This window comes from Pseudarthrobacter sp. lyk4-40-TYG-27 (assembly GCF_030209295.1).
GTDB lineage: Bacteria > Actinomycetota > Actinomycetes > Actinomycetales > Micrococcaceae > Arthrobacter.
Genome location: NZ_JARVSH010000003.1, coordinates 327,318 through 346,053 on the forward strand (window position 1 = coordinate 327,318; position 18,736 = coordinate 346,053).

The following is an 18,736-nucleotide window of genomic DNA, read 5'->3' on the forward strand; positions in this document are numbered from 1 at the left end:
AGCTGCCGCGTGACTGTCCATAAACCCCTCACATCCTCGAATCAGTTGCTGTCCAAGGTAACTTACTCCCGGGTAACCATGTGTGCCGGGTCCTCAGCACTCGTGGCGGGACCGCACGTTGTGCGGGGTGGCGCGTCCTAGGTGTGCGTTGAGCGGATGACGTCAGCGACGCTTTCCAAGTGCACCCGCATCGCATCAGCGGCCGCATCCGGATTGTGCGCGCAGACGGCATCGATGATCGCGAGGTGCTGGGGCAGCGAAACTGCCGGCCGGCCAGGCTGCCGGGCGAGCCGGAACTGGAAGCGAACGGCCTGGCCGCGGAGCCGGTGGATGGTAGCTGCGGCCGTTTGCTGTGCGCTGATGTCGATGACCCTGGCATGCAGGATCTGGTTGCACTCCGAATAGGAGTCCCGGTCGCCGCGTGCCACGGCGTCCTTCATCCGCCCGGCAAGCTCCTGAAGCTCGACGGCTTCATCGTCCGTGATCCGTTCGGCCGCCTTCCGTGCGCAGAGCGCCTCGAGGGCGGCACGGACCTCGGTGATCTCAACCGCCTCTTCCACGGAAACAGCGCGCACGCGGGCGCCGCGGTTCTGGACCCGCTCCACCAAGCCTTCGACCGTCAGTTCTGCCAACGCCGCCCGAATGTTTCCCCGGCTGGCTCCATATTCGGCGGCCAGGTCCGCCTCCACTAAGCGCTGGTTTGGCACCAGGTCTCCGCCCACGATGGCAGACCTCAGCATATCCACCAGTTCGGCAACCGTTAGGGACGGCCGGGCCGTGGTACCTCCCAGGGTTTCCATGCTTCGCCACCTCCGTGCGCCTGTCCAAGGCAAGCAATATTGTCAACAACTTTGTACCAGCCTACTTGCCCCTCCTTCCAGGGACATCCACGGCAAAGCGGACCGTCAACATAAATGTATAAGAAATTGTTGACAATCTTGAATGTAACTTGGTTCACTTGAGGCGACGGCGTCGCAACCGAGGGCGCCCTCCCACATCACCGAAGGACAGACCATGGATGAGGGCATTCCCTTGACGGCGAGCGCAGGCCGTGTGGACCCAGTGGCGCCGCATACCAAGCATGCTCACGTCGGACAGCCAGACGGGGGCCAAACCCCCGTACCCTGTTGGCTTATGCGCGGCGGGACGTCGAAGGGCCCGTTCTTCCGTGCCACCGATCTCCCGGCCGACACAGCCACCCGGGACGCGGTCCTGCTTGCTGCCATGGGCTCGCCGGATCCGCGACAAATCGACGGACTGGGCGGCGCCCACCCATTAACCAGCAAAGCCGGTATTGTCTCGATCTGTGATCGGGATGGGGTGGACCTTGAGTTCCTGTTTGCTCAACTCCAGCCGGACAGCAGCCAGGTGGATACCACGCCCAACTGCGGTAACATGCTGGCGGCCGCGCTCCCGTTCGCGATTGAGTCAGGACTTCTAACTCCCGACGGCGACACCACCACGGCGCGGGTCCTCACCGTGAACACCGGCATGGTCGCCGAGATTACAGTCCGGACGCCCATGGGGCCGGCAGGACGGTACGTCGAATACGCCGGAGACGCCCGGATCGACGGTGTTCCCGGCACGGCCGCGCCAGTGACCATCAACTTCCTGGACACGGCGGGCTCGGTCTGCGACTCACTGCTGCCCACCGGCAACCTCCGCGACACCGTGGATATCGCCGGGGTGGGGGCGGTGGAGGTGACCTGCATCGACAATGGCCAACCGCTGGTGATCATCAACGCCGGTGACCTGGGCCGCACGGGGCGGGAGTCCGTCGTCGACCTTAACAAGGACACCGAACTCAAGGGCCGCCTTGAGGACCTGCGGCTGGCATGCGGAAAACTCATGGGCCTCGGCGACGTGACGGGCAAGAACTACCCCAAAATGACCCTGGTCTCAGCGCCGGCCTCCGGCGGTGCGGTCAATACCCGCAGCTTCATCCCGCACGTCTGCCATGAATCCATCGGCGTGCTCGCCGCGGTCACGGCCGCCACCGCCGCAATCCTCAAAGGGACTGTGGCGCACGACGTCGCCGTACTGCCAGAGGGAACCGCGCCCACGGTCGCAGTTGAACACCCCAGCGGTGAATTCACCGTCGAGCTCGGCCTGGACGCCCACGACCCCACCAAAGTGGTCAAATCCGCGCTGATCCGCACGGCCCGGCTTCTCATGGCGGGCGCCGTCATGGTCCCCGCCCATCCCTCATTCCAGGAGCACACACTGTGATTATCGACATCCACGGCCACTACACCACGGCCCCGGCCGCCCTGGGGCAGTGGCGGGACCGGCAGGTCGCCGCACTGCAGGATCCCGCCTTGGCGCCGTCCCCGGCAGATTTGAGAATTTCCGACGACGAACTCCGGGAGAGCATCGAAGCGAACCAGCTGCGGCTCATGGACGAACGCGGGATCGACCTCACCGTCTTCTCGCCGCGGGCTTCCTTCATGGCACACCACATCGGTTCCTTCGAGACCTCGGCCGAGTGGGCGTCGATCTGCAATGAGCTCTGCTACCGGGTCAGCCGGCTCTTCCCGGACCGGTTCGTCCCGGCCGCGATGCTTCCCCAGTCCCCCGGCGTGGATCCGGCCACATCCATCCCGGAACTCACACGCTGCGTTGAGGAATACGGAGCCGTGGCCTTGAACCTGAACCCCGACCCTTCCGGCGGGCACTGGACCGCTCCGCCGCTGACGGACCGGTACTGGTACCCGATCTACGAAAAAATGGTCGAATTCGACATCCCCGCCATGGTCCATGTCAGCACGAGCGTCAATCCAGCCTTCCACACCACGGGCGCGCACTACCTCAACGCCGATACCACCGCCGTCATGCAACTCATCCAGGGCGACCTGTTCACCGACTTCCCCACCCTAAGACTCGTCATCCCGCACGGCGGCGGTGCCGTCCCGTACCACTGGGGACGCTTCCGGGGCCTGGCCATGGCACTGGGCAAACCGGCCCTCGAAGAACACCTGCTGCGCAACGTCTTCTTCGATACCTGCGTCTACCACCAGCCCGGGGTCGATCTGCTCCTGGACGTCATCCCCACCAGGAACATCCTGTTCGCCTCCGAAATGATCGGCGCAGTCCGGGACATCGACCCCTGCACCGGCCACAATTTCGACGACACTGCCCGCTACCTCGACGCCGCCGGGCTGAACGAAGCCGACCTTGCCGCCGTCCACGAACAGAACGCCCGCACCGTCTACCCCCGCCTCAACGCCCTGCTCAAGCAGCAGGGCCGCTAGCCATCCCAGGAGCCCGAACATGCAGGAACTCGGCGTGGTCCACACCACCATCACCCGCGCAGCGGAACAGGACGTCAAAGCCCTCTCCGCCTTCGGCGTCAGCACCATCCACGAAGCCATGGGCCGGCTGGGCCTCATGCGCCCCTACCTTCGCCCCGTCTACCCCGGCGCCGCCATGTGCGGCACCGCCGTCACCGTGCTGCTCCAGCCCGGAGACAACTGGATGATGCACGTCGCCGCCGAACAGGTCCAGCCCGGGGACGTCGTGGTGGCCGCGTGCACCACCGAAAGCGAAGACGGCTTCTTCGGCGACCTGCTCGCCACCTCACTCAAAGCCCGCGGCGCACGCGGATTGATCATCGACGGCGGCTGCCGCGACGTCGCCGCGCTGGAGGAGATGGACTTCCCGGTCTTCAGCCGCGCCATCAACTCCAAAGGCACCGTCAAAGCCACCCTCGGATCCGTCAACACCCCCGTTATCTGTGCCAACGCCCTGGTCAACCCGGGCGACGTAGTGGTCGCGGACGTCGACGGCGTCGTCGTCGTCCCCGCCGCGCGCGCCGCGGACGTCGCGGAGGCTGCGCGGAAGCGCGAAGACAACGAAGAGGCGAAACGCCTCCGTTTTGCCAACGGAGAACTCGGACTCGACATTTACAACATGCGCGGACCCCTCGAAGAGGCAGGCCTGCGCTATGTCCACTGACGCACGCGGGACTGCCGCCCATTCACCTGCCGGCCAAAGGAACCCCATGGACAGCACCTTCACCAAGTCACCCGGCTGGCTCGACTGGTACAGCAACCCCTCCACGCCACGCTTCACGCTTCCGGCGGGCACAGTGGACGCGCACTGCCACGTCTTCGGGCCCGGGAACGAGTTTCCGTTCGCGCCGGAGCGGAAGTACACGCCCTGCGACGCCGGCAAGGACCAATTGTTCGCCCTGCGGGACCACCTGGGCGTCAGCCGCAACGTGATCGTGCAGGCCACCTGCCACGGCGCCGACAACAGCGCCATGGTGGACGCCGTCCGAGCCTCCAAGGGCCGCGCCCGCGGAGTGGCCACCGTCCGCCCGGACATCAGCGACGCCGAGCTGGAACGGCTGGACGCCGCAGGGGTGCGTGGTGTCCGGTTCAACTTCCTGAAGCGGCTGGTCAACGCGGCACCGCAAGAGGAACTGGCCGCAATCGCCCGCAGGATCGCCCCGCTGGGCTGGCACGTGGTCATCTACTTCGAAGGCCAGGACCTAGAAGGGCTGGAAGGTTTCTTCGGTTCGCTGCCCACGCCGCTGGTGGTGGACCACATGGGGCGCCCCGACGTGGCCAAACCGGCGACCGGGCCGGAGTTCGGCAGGTTCCTGCGCTTCGTGGAGAACAATGACGTCTGGGTCAAGGTCAGCTGCCCGGAACGGCTCAGCATCTCCGGTCCGCCCGCGCTGGACGGGGAGCCCGCCCCGTACCGCGACGTTATGGCGTTCGGCCGCACCGTCGTCGAGGCATTTCCGGACCGTGTCCTGTGGGGAACCGACTGGCCACACCCGAACCTCACGCACCACATGCCGGACGACGGACTCCTGGTGGACTACATCCCGCACGTGGCCACCACCCCGGACCTCCAGCACAAACTCCTCGTCACCAACCCCATGAACCTCTACTGGCCCGGCGAAAACGCCTAGCCTGCCTCCCTCTTGCCCCAAGGATTCCAATGATGCATTCCAACGCCGCCAACCGCCTTGACCGGTTGCCAATTTCCAAATTCCATAAGATCGCCCTGGTGGCCGTCTCGTTCGCCTACTTCTTCGAGTTCGCCGACATCAACAGCTTCGCCACCACCGTGCCCAAACTGATCAAGCTGTGGGGTGTCAGCGTCAACGAGGTGGCATACGTGACGTCCGCTTCCTTCGTTGGCATGTTCTTCGGCTCACTCATCGCCAGCTGGATGGCAGACCGCTGGGGCCGCAAGAATGCCCTGGTCATCACCACCCTCTGGTACGCGTCCTTCTCGCTGGTAGCCGCGTTCTCCTGGGACATCGTGTCGCTGGGCCTCTTCCGGATCCTCACCTCGGCCGGGCTCTCCGCCATGACCGTGGTGGCGGTCATCTACGTCAACGAACTGTTCCCCGCGGCCAAGCGCGGCAAGTACCAGGCATACGCGATCGTCATCGGCATCTGCGGGACACCGGCCACCAACCTCATCGCCAGCCTGGTGGTCCCCCTGGCGGACTGGACCTGGCGGCTGGTCTACGTATGGGGCGCACTGGGCATCCTCTTCATCCTGTTCACGCGGCGGCTCAAGGAATCCCCGCGCTGGTATGAAAACAAGGGCGACTACGCCAAAGCAGACGCCATCCTCAAGGAAATCGAGGCCACCGTCAGCGCGGAGAAGGGAGCCCTCCCCGCGCCCGCCGCCCCGGTCGAAACTCCCGCCGCCGCCAAGGCACCCCTGACGCTGCTGCTGCAGAAGAAATACCTGGCACCCACCCTCCTCCTCACCGTCCTCTGGGTCACCCAGACCATCGGCTTCTTCGGCTACTCCAGCTGGGCACCCACGCTGCTGGCCAAGGAAGGCTTCAGCGTTGAAAACTCCATCTTCTACGTGGCACTGACCACGGTCGGCGCACCCCTCGGCTCCTACCTCGCGTCCCTGGTCACGGACCGCTTCGAGCGAAAGTGGTGCCTGGTGGTCTTTGGCACCGTCATCGCCGTATGCGGCCTCCTCTACGGCCTCACGTTCAACCCGGTGCTGATCGTCCTGTTCGGCTTCCTGGTCAACCTGTTCGAGCGCGGCTACACGGCACTTGCCTACGCCTACTCGCCCGAACTGTTCGACACCAACGGACGCTCCATGGGCACCGGCGTATCCTACGGACTGGGCCGGCTTTCCAATGCTGCCGGTCCGCTGATCATCGCTGCCCTCTATAACGGCAGCGGCTACCAGAGCGTCTTCTTCTTCATCGCCGGCACCTGGCTCTTCGGCGCCGTCGCCCTGGCCATCTTCGGCCCCGCAACGCAAAAGGCCCGCTTGTTCGCGGCAACGGGGGCAGACCCCGCAGCCGGGCCGGTGAACGGAACCGCCGCAGTCAGGACGCACGACGGCGGCATCCGCCACTAATCCGCGCGATCCAGAGCCCGGTGCCGCACGGCGGCACCGGGCTCTTTCCGTTAACTCCGGGGGCCGCACGCTCCCCACGGAGGGTTGACACTGCGCCACTTATGTCTAATGCTTAAACGAAAGTTTGTGCAGTGGCGCACATCCGATGGGAGCAGTCAATGACAGACACCACATTCCACCCCCGGCGCAGTGCCGTTTCCCGCAGAAGCCTCCTCCTGGCCGGATTGGGAACGGCCATGTCAGCGCCGTTCCTGGCATCCTGCGCGGGGTTCGACACCAGCGGCGCGGCCGCAGGCCAGGGAACCGTAGGGTTCCTGTCCACCCAGTTCACCCCGGTGGAGGAAAAGCAACGGTACGAAGCGGTCCTCAAGAAGTTCGCCAAGGTGCCCATGGCCTACAACTCCGTGGACCCCGGCGTTTTCTCCTCAACGGTGAGCACCCAGGCGGCCGCCGGGAACGTGAAAACCTCCCTTCTGGGCGGCCTGCACGGTGAACTGGCCCCGCTCGCCGACTCCCTCGAGGATGTCGACGCCCTCCTCCGGGACCTGGCCGGGCGCGGGTTCACCAAGGAAATGCTTGACCTCACCAAGGTGGGCGGCGCCACCTCGCGCTATGTCCCCTGGATGCAAGCCACCTACGTGGTGGCCGTGAACAAGAAGGCCCTGGAGTGGCTGCCCGCCGGCGTGGACGTCAACGACCTGACCTACGAGGGCTACCTGGCCTGGGCCAAAGCCGCCAAACAGGGTGCCGGCAGGCCGGTATTCGGGATGCCCGCCGGCCCCAAAGGCCTGCACCACCGCTTCTACCAGGGGTTCCTGCTGCCCAGCTTTACCGGCGGCCAAATCACCACGTTCCGCAACCAGGATGCGGTGGCCGCGTGGTCCTATATGCAGGAACTGTGGTCCGCCATGGCCCCGGCCTCCACCAACTACGACTACATGCAGGAACCCCTGGCCCGCGGCGAAATCCTGGTCGCCTGGGACCACGTTGCACGCCTGGTCAACGCGCCGGCAGACAAACCCGACGACTGGCTGATGGTCCCGGCGCCCCGTGGGCCGAAGGGGCGTGGATACATGCTGATCATCGCGGGTATGGCATTGCCCAGGAACGGCAAGGACCGCGATCTTGCCGAGAAGGCCATCCGGGCCCTGACCGAGCCGGCCTCCCAGATCGAGACCCTGCGCAGCAACGCGTTCTTCCCTGTGATCCAGACCGAACTTCCCTCGGACCTGACCGGTGCCATCGCGCTGGAGGCCGCAGCGGTACGCCGGCAACAGCGGTCCGCCGGGGCGTTGCTGGCACTTCCGCCGGTAGGGCTGGGCGCCAAGGAAGGGGAAGTTTCACAGATCTTCAAGAACTGCTTCCAGCAGATTTGCCTGGAAACCCGGCCCATCCAGCAGGTCCTCGATACGCAGGCAACCCAGCTGAACACCATCCTGAAGGGCCTGAATGTTCCTTGCTGGGCGCCCGATCCGATCTCGATGAAATGCGAGGTAGCGTAATGGCCGTAGAGGCACCCCCCACAGCAGCCGCAACAGTTGCTCCACCGCGGCGGCGCAGGATACCGCCCGCGGTCCTGCTGATTGCCCCGTCCGTCATCTTCATGGCCCTGCTCCTGGGCTGGCCCGTTATCCAGGGCGTCCTGCAGGCCTTCAAGGATGACCAGGGCTTCACCCTCGAGTTCGTCAGCCGCATGGTGCAGGACCCGTACTTTTGGCCGGCAGTCCGCAACACGCTGCTCCTGATCGTCGTGATGATCCCCCTGCAGTTCGCGCTTGCGATCGCCATGGCCCTGATGCTGCGGAGCAATCCGCGGCTGCACAAGGTCCACTTCTTCATCTGGGCCATTCCCCTGGCCCTCAGCGACCTGGCGGCCGGTTTGGTTTGGCTTGCGATCTTCAACGACCGCGGATACCTGAACTCGGTGCTCTCATGGATGGGCCTGCAGGGCACTTCGTGGCTCGCCTACGACAACCAGACCAGCATGTTCATCTGCGTCCTCATCGCCGAACTCTGGCGGGCAACCTCCCTGGTGCTGATCATCGTCGTCGCCGGGCTCCAAGGCATCCCCAAGGACTACGACGAGGCCGCGCAGGTATTTGGTGCCACGTTCTGGCAGCGCCTGCGGCACGTGACCCTGCCGCTGCTGAAACCCAGCCTCCAGGTGGCCTTGATCCTCCGGACCATCCTCGCTTTCCAGACGTTCGCCGTGGCGCAGGCGCTAACCGGCCAGAATTTCCCCCTGGTGGTGGGCGAAACGTACCGCTGGTACACCGGGCTGCAGAACCCCAACGTGGCTGCCGCACTGGCCCTGGTCATCCTCGTCGTCTCGATGGCCACGTCGATCTTTTACCTGCGGGCGCTCCGCGACAAGAACCAGGGAGGACTCCGATGAGCCCCACAGTGGACACCATACCCATCGCCCGGCAGAAGCGGAACCGGTTCCTGCTGCAGGCGGCATGCATCGCCGTCTCGCTGTTCATGCTGATTCCCATCTACCTGATCTCCCTCGCAGCGCTTTCCACCAGGGCGTCGCTCAACGATTTTCCGCTCTCGCTCCTTCCCACCAACCTCTCCGTGGAAACGCTCAACGGCTTCCTGGGGGCGACGGGCATTTTCGGGGCACTGGGGAACTCGCTGATCGTCGGGGCCGGAACGCTGGTCCTGGCGGCGCTGATCGGCGTACCCGCGGGATACGCGCTGGCCCGCTTCAGCTTCCGAGGCAAGGATCCCTACCAACTCTTCCTGCTGTTCACCCGTGCCCTGCCGATCGTGGTGCTGTCCGTCCCGCTCGCCAGGCTCTTCCTCACGGTGGACATTTACGACACGACCTATGCAGTGATCCTCCTGCACACCGCACTGGCGCTGCCCACCACAATCCTGATCTCCGCCAGCGTTTTCCTCAGCGTTCCCATCGATGTCGAGGAAGCGGCACGCCTTTTTGGCTGCTCACCGCTCGGCGCATTCGGGCGGGTGGTGCTGCCCATGGCACTGCCGGGCCTCGCCGCGGCGTCGATCTTTACCTTCGTCATGTCCTGGAACGAAGTGCTGGGTGCGTCGATCCTCACCCTTGACCACCGCACCCTCCCCGCCCAGGTCCTCAGCTCATTGTCCGACTCCCCGCTGGCGTACCGGTTTGCGGGCGGTTTTGCCCTGGTCATTCCGTCCATCATCTTTATCGCGCTGATGCGCCGCTACCTCACCAACATGTGGGGCTCAACCATCCGTTAGGCCGCGCCGGCCGCCCCCCACTTTCCCCAAAGGAGCCGATTGTGGCTGATATCCAGATTTCCAACCTCGTCAAGACCTATCCGGGCGGATCCGAGCGCGCCACGGACGACGTGTCCCTGTCCATCCGCGACGGCGAGTTCACCGTCCTGCTCGGACCGTCCGGCTGCGGGAAGACCACCCTGCTGCGGATGATCGCCGGACTCGAACTTCCGGACTCCGGCTCGATCTCCATCGGCGGCCGCGACGTCACTTACCTGCCGCCAAACAAGCGCAACCTCTCCATGGTGTTCCAGTCCTACGCCGTATTTCCGCACCGCAAGGTCCGCTACAACATCGGCTTCGGGCTGCGGATGGCGAAGGTGCCGGCCGACGAGATAGAGCGCAAGGTCCAGTGGGCCGCCGATCTTCTCCAACTGGGCCCATACCTGGACCGGCTTCCCGCCAACCTCTCCGGCGGACAACGGCAGCGGGTGGCCGTGGCACGGGCCATCGTGATGGATGCCGATGTGCTGCTAATGGATGAACCGCTGTCCAACCTCGACGCCCTGCTGCGCCTGACCTTCCGGTCCGAGCTCAAGAAGATCGTCCAGGACCTCGGCACCACAACGGTCTACGTCACCCACGACCAAAGCGAGGCGTTGTCCCTCGGGGACCAGGTGGCCATCATGCGCAAGGGCCGCATCGTCCAGCTGGGAGATCCGCTGGACGTCTACGATGCGCCCGCCGACCAGTTCGTGGGCGGCTTCATCGGGTCCCCGCCCATGAACTTCCTGGATGCCGCGGTCAGCCACGACGGCGGCACGCTGGTCCTGGGTGAACAGCAGCTCATGGCGCCGTCCATCCTGCGCTCTTTTGCGGGCAAGGACGTTCTCCTGGGCGTCCGGGCGGAGAACGTGACAGTCAGCAACCAGCGCTCTTCAGGCGACGTGGCGGCCACGGTCCTCGTCGTCGAACCGATGGGATCCACCGTCCTGCTCACGGTGGATGTGGACGGCCACAACCTCAAGGTCCAGGCACCGCCCACCTTTAAAACGGCTCCCCGGCACACCATCTGGCTGGGCTTCGCCCCGAACACCATGCGCGTCTACGACCGCGAAACATCAATGGCACTGGAGGCCAAATGAACCCGACACGCTCCCTGTCCAGTGAAGAACTGCGCTCAGCCGCCATCGACGTGCTGAAGATCAACGACCTGGGCACCATGACCAGCGCCGCCCCCAACCTGTACCCCCATATGTGGAGCTGGGACGCGGCATTCGTTGCCATCGGGCTTGCCCGCACGAACGTCCCCCGCGCCGTCACGGAATTGCGCAGCCTGCTCAGCGCGCAGTGGTCCACGGGGATGATTCCCCACATCGTCTTCAGCGACAACGACACCGGCTACTTCCCGGGCTTCGACCGGTGGGGAACAGCAGACGCTGCAGCACTGCCCGCAGGAATCCGCAGCAGCGGCATCTGCCAACCGCCCGTGCACGCCATCGCCCTGCGCCACATCGTTGACCGCGGGCGGGAAAACGGCGGCGCCGACCAGGAGGCGGCCGAGGAATTCCTGGCCGAGTCCTTTGACGGTTGGCTGGCGTGGCACCGGTGGCTGGCCACGGTCCGCGACCCGGACGGTGTGGGTCTGGTTGAAATCCACCACGGTTGGGAATCGGGCTTCGACAATTCACCCCGCTGGGATGGCCCCTACTCAAGGATCGTGCCGGGGACCGTTCCGGCCTACACCCGCCGGGATGTCCTGCACGTCGCAGACGCCAGCGAACGGCCCGACGACGCCGAGTACACCAAGTACCTCTGGCTGGTGCAGCAGATGGCAGAGGTTAAATTCGATGACGCCGCAGTGCAGGACGTGGTCGATTTTCGGGTCCGGGACGTCTTCTTCTCCGCCATCATGGCGGCGTCCAGCGAGGTCCTCGCCGGACTGGCCCTGGAACTCGGACGTGAACAAGACGCCCTGGAGCTCCAGGGAACGGCAGCGCGGTTCCGTGCGGGGGTGGCGTCCACGGTGGACCCGGAAACCGGGCTGGCCAGGGACTACGACGTGCTTGCCAAGGAATGGATCGGCACCGAGACGGTCTCCGGCTTCGCCCCCCTCGTCGCCGGCGGCGATACCGCCCTCCTCGCGGCCCAGCGGGACCTCCTGCGCGGACCGCGCTGGATGGGCTTCCCGGACCTCCGGTTTCCGCTGCCCCCTTCGACCTCGCCGGCCAGCGACGCGTTCCGGCCGCGGACCTATTGGCGTGGACCGGTATGGCCCTTCCTGAACCTGCTCCTGGGCTGGGCCAGCGCCCGTGACGGTGCCACGGGGCTCTTCGCGGAGCTCCGGTCCGCATCACTTCAGCAACTCTCCGACCTGCAGTTCGGCGAGTACTACGAGCCCTTCACCGGCGAACCGCTGGGGAGCCTCGCCCAGGCATGGACAGCGGCAGCAGCCTTGGAGTGGATGGGAACCGCGCGGTAGGACGCGTCGGGCAAGTAGGCTTGTGGACCGGGAGAAGGGGGCCGCGTGACCGTTGAAAGAGTGCCTGCCAGCTTGGGTGGAGCGACGTCGCACGGACACCTGCTGGAGCTGATCCGCGCCGCGGACGGATTGTCCCGCCAGCAGCTCCTTTCCACCACGGGGATGTCACGGGCCACGTTGTATGAACGGTTGGATACCCTCACCCGCCGGGGCTACATCTATGAAGCAGAACCGCTGGATTCAACCGGCGGACGCCCTTCGCGGAAGATCCGCTTCGAAGACCGGGGCCGGGTGGTCCTGGCCATCACGCTCGGCCAGACCCACGGCACCGTAAGCATTGCCGACACCACCGGCAGGCAATTGCGCTCCGTGACCAGGGGGCTCGACATCAGTGAGCCCGCCGCGTCCGTCCTGGATCCGTTGATCCAGGACGGACGCGCGCTGCTGGCGCAAGGCGCGGGTGAGACCCTCCTGGGCATCGGCGTCAGCCTCCCCGCGCCGGTGGAGGCAGTCACCGGATTCGTGAAACACCCAACCACCATCCCAGGCTGGGCCCCGGACTCGGTGGTGTCGGCCGTGAAAGCGGCATGGGATCTGCCCCTTGTCATCGAAAATGACGCGCGCGCCGCCGCCCTGGGCGAACGGAACAGCGACACCGAAACGGTTGTCTACGTGAAGGTCGGGACGGGCATCGGCTGCGGCATCGTGGTGGAGGGATCAATCCTCCGGGGCGCCCACGGGTCGGCCGGCGACATCGGCCACATCCGGATGACACCGGACGGGCCGCTGTGCCGGTGCGGGCGCCGCGGCTGCCTCGCAGCCTACAGTTCCGGCCGCGCCATCCAGGACCAGCTCGGTCATCTGGACTTTTCGACGGCGGGCCAGGTACGCGATGCAGCGATGGCCGGAAACGCCGAGGTGCTGAACGCCCTCGACTCGGCTGCGGACGTCCTGGGGCAGGCACTTGCCGCCACCGTCACCACGCTGAACCCGGACCGGCTGGTACTCGGCGGGCAGTTGGGTTCCCTGGCAACGTTCGTGGAGCGGGTGGGCCGCCGGGTCCTCGCCGACGTCGTTGACCGGATCGCCGAAGGCATGGTGGTGGAAGCAGGCCACCCGGAAGACCTGGCGGCCTGCCACGGACTCACCACACTGGTGATGCGCGACATCTTTGCCCCCCGCGCCGTTGACCGGATGTTCTCGGATGTGACGGCCCTGGCGTGACGCCTGGGCCGTCACGCCTCCCACCATCGAAGGAAAGGCTGACCGTGGCACGCATCTTCATCACCGGCTCCACTGACGGGCTGGGCCTGGCGACGGCGGAGACGCTGCTCCGGGACGGCCACGAGGTGATCGTGCATGCGCGGTCCTCCCGGCGGCTCCCCGCAGTACAGCACCTGCTGGACCGCGGGGCGCAGAGCGTCGTCGGAGACCTGGCCGTCCTAACGGACGTCAGGCAACTGGCGGCGGACGCCAACGGAATCGGCGGCATCGACGCCGTCATCCACAACGCCGGCGTACTCAGCGGCCCGGCGCTGCTGCCCGTCAACGTGGTTGCCCCTTACCTGTTGACGGCCCTCATGCCGGGTCCGCGCCGCCTGGTCTACCTGAGCAGCGGCATGCACCGCGGCGGCGACGCCGGCCTGGCCGGACTGGACTGGGAAGGGCGCACGACGACGGCCTCCTACTCCACCACCAAGCTCCAGGTCACTGCGCTGACCTTGGCGCTGGCCCGGCTGGTGCCACGCGTCGCCAGCAACGCCGTCGACCCCGGCTGGGTGCCCACCCGGATGGGTGGCCGGTCGGCGCCTGACAGCCTGGAACTGGGCCACCGCACCCAGGAGTGGCTGGCCACCAGCGATGATCCGGAGGCCTTGGCCAGCGGCGGCTACTGGTTTCACCAGGCGCGGCAAACCCCGCATCCGGCAGCCGGCGATCCCCGCTTCCAGGATGCTTTGCTGGCGCAGCTCGCGGACTGCACCGGCACCACCCTGGAAGCGCTCAGCTAGACCGTTCAGAAGGCACGGATGGTAATTCCGGAAAAGACGGCCGGTCCCCCGTCGCTGTAGAACGAGATGCCGGTATCGCCGTCGGTGAACTGCACCTGCTGCGACAACACCGTGTGCCCGGCGTTCACGAACACCTCCACGCTCTGGGTGTCCACGAAGATGCGCAGGTGCACGGACCTGGCGGCGGCGTCAATGGGGGCCGCGGCACGGGTATACGGCACCAGTGAGTAGCCGGCAAGGTCCGAGGGTGCACGGTCGACGTAGAGCTCAGCACCGTATTTGCCGATATTTGTGTGGCGGGCACCGTCCGCGGAGCGGCCGACGGACACGCCCACATTTGCCGCGGCGCTCCAGGAGATGTCCAGCTCCAGCTCATAGGCCCTGCCATTCCAGGGCAGGACGACGCTGCCCTCCACCGTCCGGTCCGGGAGCACCGTGGTGGAGGTGGCGTAGCCTGCCAGCGCGGGAACCGGGCTGCTCAACAGGCTGTACCAGCCTCCGCCCTGGCGCACCAGGCGAATTTCGCGGACGATCGAGTTTTGGCCGTTGTACCCGTCGGTGGCGTCTGTGGGAACATCCCGGGCCGCGTATTTCCAGTTGTTCATCCAGGCGACGGCGTACCGGCGCGTCTCCGGCGCATCCGGCACCGGCCAGGTCACCGCCGCATACGAGTCCCAGCCCCAGTCCAGCCATTGCGGATTGTCCACGTCGTCGGCAAGGAACTGGTTTCCGTCCCAGGTTCCGGTCCAGTAGGCGTACGTCATGGGCAGCCCGATGCTGTAGGCGTCCATGCTGGCGCCCAGCACCCAATGCCAGGTGCCGTCGTCGGCCTTCATCTGGAACAGGTCCGGACACTCGATGCCGCCCAGCGCGTGGTTGGGGTAGTCGAAGTTGCGTTTCAGCTGCCAGTCCCGCAGGTTCACGGATGTGTAGAAGGCGGCGTACCGGGCGCGGCCGATCACGCACACCCATTCGTTGCGGGCAGCGTCCCAGTGGATCTTGGGGTCCCGGAACCATTCCGCGTTGTCGATCTCTGCCTGTGTGGTGGCCGCCCGTCCGTCCGTGTTGACGATTACCGGGTCCGCGAGGGCCGTGAACGTGTAACCGCCGTCGATGGACCAGTAGAGGTACTGCTCCTGGTATTTCCTGATGCCGTCCGTGGGCTGCGTGGCGAGCACGACGATCGCTCCGGCGCCGAAGCCTGCGGTGTTGGCGGTGTCCACCACTGCGGATCCGGACCACACGGGAAAATCGGGCTGCAGCGGCAGCGCCACGCCGTGATGGGTGAAGGCCACGGCGTCGGTGGTGCTGGCATGGTCCCACCCGCCCTGCCCGTTGTTTTGAGTGGAATGCAGGTAGTACAGGTGGTGGGCCCCGTTGACGAACACCGGCCGCTGGGGATCGCACAGCCATCCCGATGGCGGGGTCATGTGGAAGACCGCGCGCAGGGAATCCCGGGCGTGCGCGGGTGGGGCGGAAATGGCTCCGGCCGCCAGGAGGGCGAACGCTCCTGCTCCGGTGCCTTGCAGGATGTGGCGGCGGGACATGGCATGGGTCATCATTGACTTCCTCTCGCGGGGGCGGCGGCTCCGCCGCCGGGCGCTCCGTGGGGAACACTCGTTGGTCCGCACGGTCACCGCAGTGCTTAAGCGCTTTAGCAGGACAAGTTACCCAGCGGCGGCGGATTGGTCAAGCGTTTCAGCAAAGTGGCCCACGTCATAAATGAGGCCGCGGGCCCTTAGGAAAGTATTTTTGCTAAAACGCTTGATCAGCGCCTGCTTTCACGCTAGCTTCTAGGTGATCAAACGCTTTAGCAGAACGGACATCACCGCTGATGAGCTACCCAGTCTTCTTCCAGCCCGCCGATGCGTGGGTTGGAGACCTTATCCCCTTCCAAAAGGATGGCGAGTTCTGGCTCTTCTATCTTCATGAAGTGCGCGCCGATCCGAAGCCCGGTACGGCGTGGAACCTGGTGACCACCAAAGACCTCACGCAGTTCCAGGACCATGGCGTGGCCCTCCCCCACGGCACCGCAAACGACCTGGACTTCAACTGCTATACCGGCAGCATCGTCGCCGACGAGTCCGGCGTCCACCACCTCTTCTACACGGGCCAGAACCCGGCCAACCTCGGCCCCGGCGGACTGCCCCTGCAACTGGTCATGCATGCCACCAGCACCGACGGGATGGCCACCTGGACCAAGCACCCCGAACTCACCTTCGGCGCCCCGGACGGGTACGATTCCGCAGACTGGCGGGACCCCTTCGTCTTCCGCGATGAGGCAGCCGGCGTGTGGCGAATGCTCCTCGCCGCCAGGCACTCCACCGGACCGGAACGCCGCCGGGGCGTGATCGCGCAGTGCGTCTCCACCGACCTGATGACCTGGTCCCACGCCGAACCCTTCTGGGATCCCCGCCGGTACATCACCCATGAGTGCCCCGACGTGTTCCAGTGGGGCGGCTGGTGGTACATGGTCTACTCGGAGTTCTCCGAAACCTTCACCACCCGGTACCGGATGGCCACGAGCCCCGACGGCCCGTGGACCGTTCCGGCCCGGGACAGCATCGACGGGCGCGCCTTCTACGCTGCAAAAACGGCGGAGCGGGACGGCAGGCGGTTCTTCTTCGGCTGGATCGCCAGCAAGGAAGGAAATTCCGACGACGGCGCCTGGCAGTGGGCGGGCACCATGGCCGTGCTGGAGGCCCGCCAAAACGCCGACGGGACGTTGGCGTTCGGGTTCGCCGACGAACTGGTGGACAGCTTCTGGGACGACGTCCCGCTTGAGCTTGGAAGCGGGCTGCCCCTCCGGCTGGACGTCCCGGACGGCTACGCTGCCGCCATGTCTGCGAATCCGATGCCCACGCAGTTCTACGCCAAGGCGGTGCTGTACATCGCCCCCGGCACCACGGAATGCGGGCTGCTGCTGCGGTCGACCGCGGACGGCGACCACTCCTACGTCCTCCGCCTCGAACCGAAACGCGGCCGCCTGGTGTTCGACCGCTGGCCACGAGCCGTCACCGGCGACGCCCAATGGCACGTCTCGGGCGACGTCCCATACGCCATAGAACTTGAACGCCCGTGCGACCTCGCACCCGGACGCCACACGCTGGAAGTGGTGGTGGACGGCGATCTGTGCGTCGCCGTCGTGGACCGGCAGGTGGCCCTGAGTACCCGCATCTACGACCTCCCCACCGGCGCACTGGGCGTGTTCGCCGGCGAAGGTTCGGTCACTGTCACAGATCTCGAAGTCCTCAAGCGCACCGACAACTGAATACCCATCCTCCATTCCATCCGACCCGTTCCAACGATCCGTTCAATCAAGGGAGATTGCCCCAAATGAAAAACCTGCTCCGCGCTGCCGCCGTCGCAGCCGCCACCGCCCTGGCACTGACCGCCTGTGGCGGCGGCAGTTCCACGAATTCCTCCGACGTCAGCCCCACCGGCGAGATCAAGCCCCATGAAATCTCCTGGCTCCTTTCCCGCCCGGCAGATGGCGCCGTCATCAACATCATGAAGAAGCTGGCCGACGAATACGCCGCGGACCACCCCGGCTTCAAGCTGAACCTGATCACCACCCCTGACCGGCCCTCCTACATCCAGAAGCTTGAGACCCTGGCCGCGGCCAACAAGCTTCCCGAACTTTTCGACACCGATGCCACCCCGTTCGCCCAGCAGCTGGCCAAACAGGGCAAGATGCTCGACGCCGAGAAGCTGCTGAAATCCCTGGACATCTACGGCAACTACCGCCCCGGGGCACTGGACTACCAGCGCTTCGACGACGGCTCCCTCTACATGATTCCGTTCCAGTTCGAGCTGGAGTTCATGTGGTACAACAAGGCACTGCTGGCCAAGGCCGGCGTAGCCGTACCCAAGTCCCTGGACGATATCCCCGCCATGTGCACCGCCCTGCGCAGCAAGGGAATCACCCCCATTGCCATCGACGGCCAGGACCAATGGCCGCTGGAGCGGTACGTTGCCTACCAGCCGTTCCGCGAAGCCGGCCCCGACTTTGTGCAGAAACTGAAAAAGGGCGATGCAAAGTTCAGCGATGCCGCCGGGCAGAAGACCGTCAACTGGATGGCCCAACTGGGCAAAGCCAAGTGCTTCCAGGACGGCTTCTCCGCACAAGGCTACTCCGACGCGCAGAACCAGTTCACCTCCGGCCAGGCCGCCATGTACAACATCGGAACCTGGGAGCTGCCCAGCCTGGCCACCGACAAGCTCAACCCCGCCGTCCGCAACGACGTCGACTTCTTCACCCTGCCCACCACCGCAGGATCGGTGACGGCTGCGAACGAGTTCGTCTCGCCGTCGGGCATTGGCATGGCCGTCAACGCCAAGACCTACGATCCCCTGGTCAGCGACTTCCTGAAGTTCGCCCTGAAGAAGTACCCCGCCCAATACGCGGCCACCGGCGCACTGTCGCCCACCACCGACGTCCAGACCACCGTCCCCGCCAACGCCACGCCGCTGTTCCAAAAGGCCCTGGACCAGGCAAAGGACCTCGGGTCCAAGCAGGCCATGCCGTGGGACACCCAGCTGGACCCCACCACCAACGGCCGGCTCCAGCAGGAACTGGTCCTGCTGGTCCAGGGCGAGGTCACTCCCCAGCAGTTCACGGAAACGCTGGACAGCACCATCGCCCAGAACGCCCCCAAGTTCTTCAAGTAAAGGTCCG

General features: G+C 65.7%; 16 protein-coding genes. 14 read left to right on the forward strand and 2 right to left on the reverse strand.

What is annotated here, in order from left to right; translation table 11 throughout:
• Positions 1–137: 137 nt before the first annotated feature.
• Complete coding sequence (locus QRM96_RS06005) at positions 138–800, reverse strand: GntR family transcriptional regulator (RefSeq protein ID WP_285318839.1); 663 nt, start codon at positions 798–800, stop codon at positions 138–140.
• A 262-nt stretch (positions 801–1,062) separates the two neighbouring features.
• Here QRM96_RS06005 and QRM96_RS06010 point away from each other — a divergent pair, with 262 nt between their 5' ends.
• From QRM96_RS06010 to QRM96_RS06065, 12 genes are all read left to right on the forward strand, one after another.
• Complete coding sequence (locus QRM96_RS06010) at positions 1,063–2,229, forward strand: 4-oxalomesaconate tautomerase (RefSeq protein ID WP_255414754.1); 1,167 nt, start codon at positions 1,063–1,065, stop codon at positions 2,227–2,229.
• Positions 2,226–3,251: an amidohydrolase family protein gene (locus QRM96_RS06015; RefSeq protein WP_018762740.1), complete on the forward strand. Its 1,026-nt coding sequence runs from the start codon at positions 2,226–2,228 to the stop codon at positions 3,249–3,251. The genes QRM96_RS06010 and QRM96_RS06015 overlap by 4 nt, the downstream gene beginning before the upstream one ends.
• Before the next feature lie 19 nt (positions 3,252–3,270).
• Positions 3,271–3,954 carry a 4-carboxy-4-hydroxy-2-oxoadipate aldolase/oxaloacetate decarboxylase gene (gene ligK, locus QRM96_RS06020; protein WP_285318842.1) on the forward strand — a complete coding sequence of 228 codons (684 nt, stop codon included), beginning with the start codon at positions 3,271–3,273 and terminating at the stop codon, positions 3,952–3,954.
• Positions 3,955–4,000: 46 nt separating this feature from the next.
• Complete coding sequence (locus QRM96_RS06025) at positions 4,001–4,921, forward strand: amidohydrolase family protein (RefSeq protein ID WP_018762742.1); 921 nt, start codon at positions 4,001–4,003, stop codon at positions 4,919–4,921.
• Between the two features lie 29 nt (positions 4,922–4,950).
• Entirely contained in the window at positions 4,951–6,357 is a 1,407-nt protein-coding gene (locus QRM96_RS06030; protein ID WP_285318843.1) for an MFS transporter, read from the forward strand.
• Between the two features lie 158 nt (positions 6,358–6,515).
• Positions 6,516–7,859 carry an ABC transporter substrate-binding protein gene (locus tag QRM96_RS06035; RefSeq protein WP_285318844.1) on the forward strand — a complete coding sequence of 448 codons (1,344 nt, stop codon included), beginning with the start codon at positions 6,516–6,518 and terminating at the stop codon, positions 7,857–7,859.
• A complete protein-coding gene (locus QRM96_RS06040; protein WP_018762745.1) occupies positions 7,859–8,752 on the forward strand; it encodes a carbohydrate ABC transporter permease in 894 nt (297 codons plus the stop codon). Before QRM96_RS06035 ends, QRM96_RS06040 begins: the two co-directional genes overlap by 1 nt.
• Complete coding sequence (locus tag QRM96_RS06045; protein ID WP_018762746.1) at positions 8,749–9,588, forward strand: carbohydrate ABC transporter permease; 840 nt, start codon at positions 8,749–8,751, stop codon at positions 9,586–9,588. Before QRM96_RS06040 ends, QRM96_RS06045 begins: the two co-directional genes overlap by 4 nt.
• 41 nt (positions 9,589–9,629) lie before the next feature.
• A complete protein-coding gene (locus QRM96_RS06050; protein WP_285318846.1) occupies positions 9,630–10,712 on the forward strand; it encodes an ABC transporter ATP-binding protein in 1,083 nt (360 codons plus the stop codon).
• Positions 10,709–12,049, forward strand: a complete 1,341-nt coding sequence (gene ggh, locus QRM96_RS06055; protein WP_285318848.1) for a glucosylglycerate hydrolase — start codon at positions 10,709–10,711, stop codon at positions 12,047–12,049. Before QRM96_RS06050 ends, ggh begins: the two co-directional genes overlap by 4 nt.
• Positions 12,050–12,094: 45 nt before the next feature.
• Entirely contained in the window at positions 12,095–13,273 is a 1,179-nt protein-coding gene (locus tag QRM96_RS06060; RefSeq protein ID WP_026264852.1) for an ROK family transcriptional regulator, read from the forward strand.
• A 44-nt stretch (positions 13,274–13,317) separates the two neighbouring features.
• Positions 13,318–14,058 carry an SDR family NAD(P)-dependent oxidoreductase gene (locus QRM96_RS06065; protein ID WP_285318851.1) on the forward strand — a complete coding sequence of 247 codons (741 nt, stop codon included), beginning with the start codon at positions 13,318–13,320 and terminating at the stop codon, positions 14,056–14,058.
• Between the two features lie 5 nt (positions 14,059–14,063).
• On the opposite strand, the gene QRM96_RS06070 is transcribed toward QRM96_RS06065, so the two are convergent.
• A complete protein-coding gene (locus QRM96_RS06070) occupies positions 14,064–15,617 on the reverse strand; it encodes a glycoside hydrolase family 32 protein (RefSeq protein ID WP_285319067.1) in 1,554 nt (517 codons plus the stop codon).
• A 275-nt stretch (positions 15,618–15,892) separates the two neighbouring features.
• Here QRM96_RS06070 and QRM96_RS06075 point away from each other — a divergent pair, with 275 nt between their 5' ends.
• Together QRM96_RS06075 and QRM96_RS06080 are read left to right on the forward strand one after the other, a co-directional pair.
• Positions 15,893–17,329 (forward strand): glycoside hydrolase family protein, encoded by a 1,437-nt coding sequence (locus tag QRM96_RS06075; protein ID WP_285318852.1) that lies wholly within the window; start codon positions 15,893–15,895, stop codon positions 17,327–17,329.
• 65 nt (positions 17,330–17,394) lie between these two features.
• Positions 17,395–18,729 carry an ABC transporter substrate-binding protein gene (locus QRM96_RS06080; protein WP_285318853.1) on the forward strand — a complete coding sequence of 445 codons (1,335 nt, stop codon included), beginning with the start codon at positions 17,395–17,397 and terminating at the stop codon, positions 18,727–18,729.
• Positions 18,730–18,736 lie beyond the last annotated feature (7 nt).

Bases quoted from the DNA above. Each gene is read 5' to 3' on its own strand.
- QRM96_RS06005 (WP_285318839.1), bottom strand. From the start codon at position 800: ATGGAAACCCTGGGAGGTACCACGGCCCGGCCGTCCCTAACGGTTGCC.
- QRM96_RS06030 (WP_285318843.1), top strand. From the start codon at position 4,951: ATGATGCATTCCAACGCCGCCAACCGCCTTGACCGGTTGCCAATTTCC.
- ligK (WP_285318842.1), top strand. From the start codon at position 3,271: ATGCAGGAACTCGGCGTGGTCCACACCACCATCACCCGCGCAGCGGAA.
- QRM96_RS06045 (WP_018762746.1), top strand. From the start codon at position 8,749: ATGAGCCCCACAGTGGACACCATACCCATCGCCCGGCAGAAGCGGAAC.
- QRM96_RS06080 (WP_285318853.1), top strand. From the start codon at position 17,395: ATGAAAAACCTGCTCCGCGCTGCCGCCGTCGCAGCCGCCACCGCCCTG.
- QRM96_RS06040 (WP_018762745.1), top strand. From the start codon at position 7,859: ATGGCCGTAGAGGCACCCCCCACAGCAGCCGCAACAGTTGCTCCACCG.
- QRM96_RS06070 (WP_285319067.1), bottom strand. From the start codon at position 15,617: ATGACCCATGCCATGTCCCGCCGCCACATCCTGCAAGGCACCGGAGCA.
- QRM96_RS06075 (WP_285318852.1), top strand. From the start codon at position 15,893: ATGAGCTACCCAGTCTTCTTCCAGCCCGCCGATGCGTGGGTTGGAGAC.
- QRM96_RS06025 (WP_018762742.1), top strand. From the start codon at position 4,001: ATGGACAGCACCTTCACCAAGTCACCCGGCTGGCTCGACTGGTACAGC.
- ggh (WP_285318848.1), top strand. From the start codon at position 10,709: ATGAACCCGACACGCTCCCTGTCCAGTGAAGAACTGCGCTCAGCCGCC.
- QRM96_RS06035 (WP_285318844.1), top strand. From the start codon at position 6,516: ATGACAGACACCACATTCCACCCCCGGCGCAGTGCCGTTTCCCGCAGA.